Annotated in this window: 4 protein-coding genes; all 4 read right to left on the bottom strand. The window is 70.6% G+C overall.

What is annotated here, in order from left to right; genetic code table 11:
- Positions 1-94: 94 nt before the first annotated feature.
- The 4 genes from E1264_RS39930 to E1264_RS39945 are packed head-to-tail and all read right to left on the bottom strand — an operon-like array spanning position 95 to position 4,725.
- Complete coding sequence (locus E1264_RS39930) at positions 95-1,057, bottom strand: ABC transporter permease (protein ID WP_132182336.1); 963 nt, start codon at positions 1,055-1,057, stop codon at positions 95-97.
- Positions 1,057-2,064: an ABC transporter permease gene (locus E1264_RS39935; RefSeq protein WP_132182338.1), complete on the bottom strand. Its 1,008-nt coding sequence runs from the start codon at positions 2,062-2,064 to the stop codon at positions 1,057-1,059. The genes E1264_RS39930 and E1264_RS39935 overlap by 1 nt, the downstream gene beginning before the upstream one ends.
- Complete coding sequence (locus E1264_RS39940) at positions 2,057-3,670, bottom strand: sugar ABC transporter ATP-binding protein (RefSeq protein ID WP_132182340.1); 1,614 nt, start codon at positions 3,668-3,670, stop codon at positions 2,057-2,059. Before E1264_RS39940 ends, E1264_RS39935 begins: the two co-directional genes overlap by 8 nt.
- Positions 3,667-4,725 carry an ABC transporter substrate-binding protein gene (locus E1264_RS39945; RefSeq protein WP_132182342.1) on the bottom strand — a complete coding sequence of 353 codons (1,059 nt, stop codon included), beginning with the start codon at positions 4,723-4,725 and terminating at the stop codon, positions 3,667-3,669. The genes E1264_RS39940 and E1264_RS39945 overlap by 4 nt, the downstream gene beginning before the upstream one ends.
- Positions 4,726-5,069: the final 344 nt, after the last annotated feature.

Raw genomic sequence — 5,069 nt, forward strand, 5'->3', positions numbered from 1 at the left:
GTTCGGGTCCCGCCCCCGTGCCGACGGGCCCGCCTCGCGGGTTGACACTGGCGATCCCGACCAGTTCCTTGAGCAGCTCCCCCGATCGCGTCATCTATGACCGCCGTTCCCTCGCGTAGGCGAGCAGCAGCCCGATGATGAGCAGGCCCAGGACGATCTGCCGGACGCCCTCGGACATGTTCCACGACGCCAGCAGCGCCGTGAGCAGCGTCAGCAGCAGCGCCCCGGCGACGGTGCCGAGCACGTGCCCGCGCCCGCCGAGGATGGACGTCCCGCCGAGCACGACCGAGGCGATCGACAGCAGCTGGTACGGGTTGCCCATGGTCAGCGAGCTGGTGGAGGTGAACCCGAGCAGCACCAGCCCGGCCACCCCGGCGAGCAGCGCGCACAGCCCGTAGGCGATGAACGCGGTCCGGGCGAGCGGCACGCCGGACGCCCGCGAAGCCCGCTCTCCGTTGCCGAGCGCGAACACGTACCGTCCGATGCGGGAGGCGTGCAGCAGCCAGGCGGCGGCCGCGGTGATGCCGATCCACAGGACGAACGCGAGCGGCACCCCGAGGACGCGGTCGTTGGCGAGCGACCCGAGCAGCGCCACCTTCGCCGACTTCGGCGACCCGTCGGTGTAGACGAGCAGCGCCCCGGCGACGATCGTGCCGGTGGCCAGCGTCATCACCATCGGCGGCACCCGCAGCCAGGTCACCCCGGCCGCGTTCGCAAGCCCGACCAGGACGCTCGCGACCAGCGCGACCGCGATGCCCGCCGTCCCGCCCGATCCGGACGCGACCTGGGCGCACACCACCGCCGACAGCGCGACGACGCCCGACACCGACAGGTCGATGCCGCTCATCATGACCACGAGGGTCTGCCCGACGCCGACGATGCCGAGGAACGCGGCCGTCTGCACCAGGTACCGGAAGCTGGAGACGCTGTCGAAGCCCTTCGCGAACAGGATCGCGGCGAGCCAGGTCAGCACCAGCACGCCGAACGCCCAGACGGCGCGGTTCTCCTTCAGCGCCCGGGGCAACGAGGCGGCGGCGGTGCGCGGTAGCGCGGTCATCAGTCCGTCCTCTCGCGGGTCGCGAACGTCTTCACGGCGATCGCCACGATGAGCACCGCCCCCTGCATGATCAGTTGGTAGAACGGCGACAGTCCGGTGAACAGCAGCAGGTTCGTCAGCAGCCCGATGAGCAGCGCGGCCAGCACGGTGGCGCGCATCTGCCCCACGCCTCCGAAGAAGCTGACCCCGGCGAGCACCGAGGCGGCTATGGAGTTCAACGTGTAAGGCGTCCCGATCGTCGCATCGCCGGACCCCGTTTGAATCGCGAGACCGATTCCGGCGAGGCCGACGAACACCCCCGCCAGCCCGTAGGCGCCGATCTTCACTTTCCGGGTGCCGATCCCGCTGGCGTAGGCGCCGTGCTCGTTGCCGCCCACCGCGTACAGCGAGAGCCCGAAACGCGTTGTCCGGACCGTCTTCCACAGCAGCAGGACGGCCCCGACCACCAGGAACGGCAGCGCGATCCCGTTCCAGCCGTTGTTGTAGGCGTCCACCAGCCCGGCCGGAACGCTCCCGCCCGGCTGCGGCAGCACCACCAGCGTGACGCCGCCCCACAGGAACGACGCCGCCAGCGTCACGATGATCGGCGGCAGCCCCGCGTACGCGACGAGCACGCCGTTCGCGGCGCCGGTCGACACGGCCGCCGCCAGCGCCAGCACGGCGGCGACCGCGACGCCGTCCTCGGCGCGGACGGCGAACACCGCCATCGCGAGGGCCAGCACCGACCCCAGCGACAGGTCGATGCCGCCCGCGAGCATCACCGTGCTCTGCCCCATCGCCGCCAGGATCAGCGGCAGGAACTGCGCGGACAGGATCGTGATCGACGCCGGGGTGAACAGCTCGGAGTCGTACTGGCTGTACACGGCCAGCAGGATCACCAGCAGCGCGCACAGCCCGGTGACGTCGAGGTTCCGCCGCAGGAAGGAGCCGAACCGTCCGGCCCCGGCCTCGCGCGCCACCCCGCGCCCGGCGGGCACTGACCGCTCGGTCACGGGCTGGTCAGTCATCGGCCACCGTCCCGGTGACGGAGGCGCGGACGAGCCGCTCCTCGGTGAGGGCGTCCCCCGCCAGCCGATCGACGACGGCGCCCTCGTACATCACGGCGACCTCGTCGCACAGGCCGACCAGTTCCATGGTGTCCCCAGAAGTGATCAGCACCGCCACGCCGCTGTCGGCGAGCCGGCGGAGCAGATGGTAGATCTCGCGTTTGGTGCCGACGTCGATGCCGCGGGTCGGTTCCGCCAGCAGCAGGATCCGCGGCTTGGACGGCAGCCAGCGGGCCAGCGCGACCTTCTGCTGGTTGCCGCCCGACAGCCTGCGGGCCTCCTGCTCCGGACCGGTCACTCTGATCCGCATCCGCTCGACGAGGTCGTCGACGAGCGCCGCCTCCGCGCCCCGGTCGACGGTGAGCAGCCGCCGCCCCGGCGTCACCACGTCGAGGTTGGTGAGCGCCAGGTTGGCCCGGACGGTCTGCGCCACGTGCAGCCCCTCGACCTTGCGGTCTTCCGGGACGTACGCGATCCGGTTCCGGATGGCCTCGCGCGGGGAGGCGAGCCGGGCCGGACGCCCGTCCAGCTCGATCCTCCCCGCGTGCCGGACGAGCCCGAACAGCGCCCGCAGCACGGCCCGCTGCCCCTGCCCCTGGAGCCCGCCGAGCCCGATGATCCGGCCGACCTCCAGATCGAGATCGACGCCGTCGCAGGCACCCGGGACGGAAAGCCCGCGCACCCGCAGCACCGTCTTCCCACCAGGCGCCGGATCCGCGTCCTCCGTGGCGGCGGCCTTCTCGGAGGCGATCTCCTTCTCGGTCGGGATCGCGGCGATCTCGTCCCCTTCCGGGGCCAAGTCCGCCGCGCTCGCCCCGGCCTTGGGCGGGAACAGGTCGGACAGCTCCCGCCCGATCATCAGCCGGACGATGTCGTCATGGTCGGTCTCCGCGCGCTCGCGGGTCGCCATGACCTCGCCGTCCTTCAGCACGGTCAGCCGGTCGGAGATCGCGAACAGCTCGCCCATCCGATGGCTGACGATGATCACGGACGAGCCGGCGGCGCGCAGCTCGTCCACGACCGCGAAGACGCTTCTGACCTGGTCGTCGTCCAGCGCGGAGGTGGCCTCGTCCAGGATCAGCAGCCGCGGCTGCGAGGCGAGCGCCTTGGCCAGCTCGACGAGCTGCTGCTGCCCGAGCGGCAGCCGCCCGGCCCGGGTGAGCGGATCGACGTCCAGCCCGACCCGCTCCAGCAGCGGCCGCGCCCGCCGGGCGAGGTCGCGGCGCAGGATCAGCCCGCGCCGCGACGGCCACTGCCCGAGGAACACGTTCTCCGCGACGGTCTGGTGCGGGTTGAGGCTGAGCTCCTGGTGCACCGAGCCGATCCCGACCTCGCGGGCGCGGTGCGGCGACCAGGACCGCAGCGGCTCGCCGTCGTAGGAGATCCGCCCGGAGTCGGGCGCGAGCAGCCCGGTGACCAGTCCGAGGACGGTGCTCTTGCCCGCACCGTTCTCGCCGACCAGCGCGAGCACCTCGCCCGCCCGGACGTCGAAGCTCACCTGGTCGAGGACCCGGTTGCCCGCGAACGACTTCGAGACCTGCTCGACGGCCAGAAGCGCCACCGTCACTTCCCGATCAGCTTGTCGATCTCGGGCTGCGGCAGCTCCTGGATCGGGTAGGAGTCGTCCGGCTGGTCCGGCTTGACGTACTGCGCCAGGTTCTCATCGGTGATCTTGGGCAGCGGGACCATGATCTGGTTCGGCACCGACGCGCCGCCCGCCTTCGCCACCGCCGCCCGCAGCGCGATGACGCCCAGGTAGTTGGGCTGCGCCGTGGACAGCGAGGAGAACCCGTCCTTGCTGTGCTGCTGCCACAGCTTCAGGAACCCGTTGTAGTTCTCACCGGTGATCGGGACGAGCTTCTTCTTCTGCTTGATCAGCGTCTGCAACGCCGCCGCCGACAGCGCGCCACCCTGCGAGAACACACCATCGATATCGGGATTCGCGGAGTACGCCGAAGCGAACGCCTGCGCCGCCGGCGCCAGGTTGTACTCGCTGTGGACGTTCGCGGCGACCTTGATGCCCGGGTACTTCTTCAGCGCCTCCTCGGCGCCCTGCCAGCGCTCCTCGCTCACCGCGACGCCCGCCGGCCCGTTGAACGCGATGATCTTGCCCTTGCCGCCGAGCTTCTCGCCGAGCCACTGGCCCATCATCCGGCCCCACTCCTTCTGGTCGGTGCCGACGCGCACGACCTTCTCGGAGGTGACCAGGCTGTCGAAGTTCACGACCGTGATCCCGCTGCCGACGGCCTGCTCCATGACCGGGTTCAGCGCCGTGGACGACCCCGCGTCCACGAGGATCACGTCGTACTTCTGCTGGATCATCGCGCGGATCTGGGCGATCTGCTGCGAGGTGTCGCCGTTGGCGTTGAACACCTTGTAGTCGGCGATCTTGCCCTCGCCCTTCAGCTTCGCGACATCGTCCTTGATCATCTTGTCGGTCTGCTGCATCCACGACGGCGTCAGGTAGATGGTCGACCAGCCGACCTTCAGCGCCTTGGACGTGCCGCCGGACTTGTCGCCGTCACCGGACGAGTCGCCGGAGTCGACACCGCACGCGGCGGTCGCGGCCAGCGTGCCGAGCGCCGTGACGGTCACGACGGCGCGCGTGAATCTACCGATCATGGGGGGTACTCCTCGTGACGATTCCGGAACCGGGCGGTTCCGGCGATCTGGGCGCGGCGTCGGAAGGGGACGTTCACGCGGTTCGCGGCGCCCGTCCCGGAGGGTGGCGGACGGCGCCCCATGGCCCCCTGGGGAGGGGTGCGGCCCAACAGATCGTGCATCGGACCTCACCAAGCCCCAGAGAGCCAATACCGGATTTCCGTGCCGGTAGCCCGGAGGTTATGGGCTGAGTCAAGCCTCGCGCCAGTTTTGCAACATATGATTTTGCACTGCAAAACTACCCTCTGACCTGCAAGGTTGCCGAACCGCTCCCGTGGATCAGCCCCGCGCCCCCTGTCCGAAAC

This window comes from Actinomadura sp. KC216 (assembly GCF_004348535.1).
Lineage (GTDB): Bacteria > Actinomycetota > Actinomycetes > Streptosporangiales > Streptosporangiaceae > Spirillospora.

What these genes read in the sequence shown, in the direction of transcription:
- E1264_RS39945 (WP_132182342.1), bottom strand. Translation starts at nt 4,725, where the DNA reads ATGATCGGTAGATTCACGCGCGCCGTCGTGACCGTCACGGCGCTCGGC.
- E1264_RS39935 (WP_132182338.1), bottom strand. Translation starts at nt 2,064, where the DNA reads ATGACTGACCAGCCCGTGACCGAGCGGTCAGTGCCCGCCGGGCGCGGG.
- E1264_RS39930 (WP_132182336.1), bottom strand. Translation starts at nt 1,057, where the DNA reads ATGACCGCGCTACCGCGCACCGCCGCCGCCTCGTTGCCCCGGGCGCTG.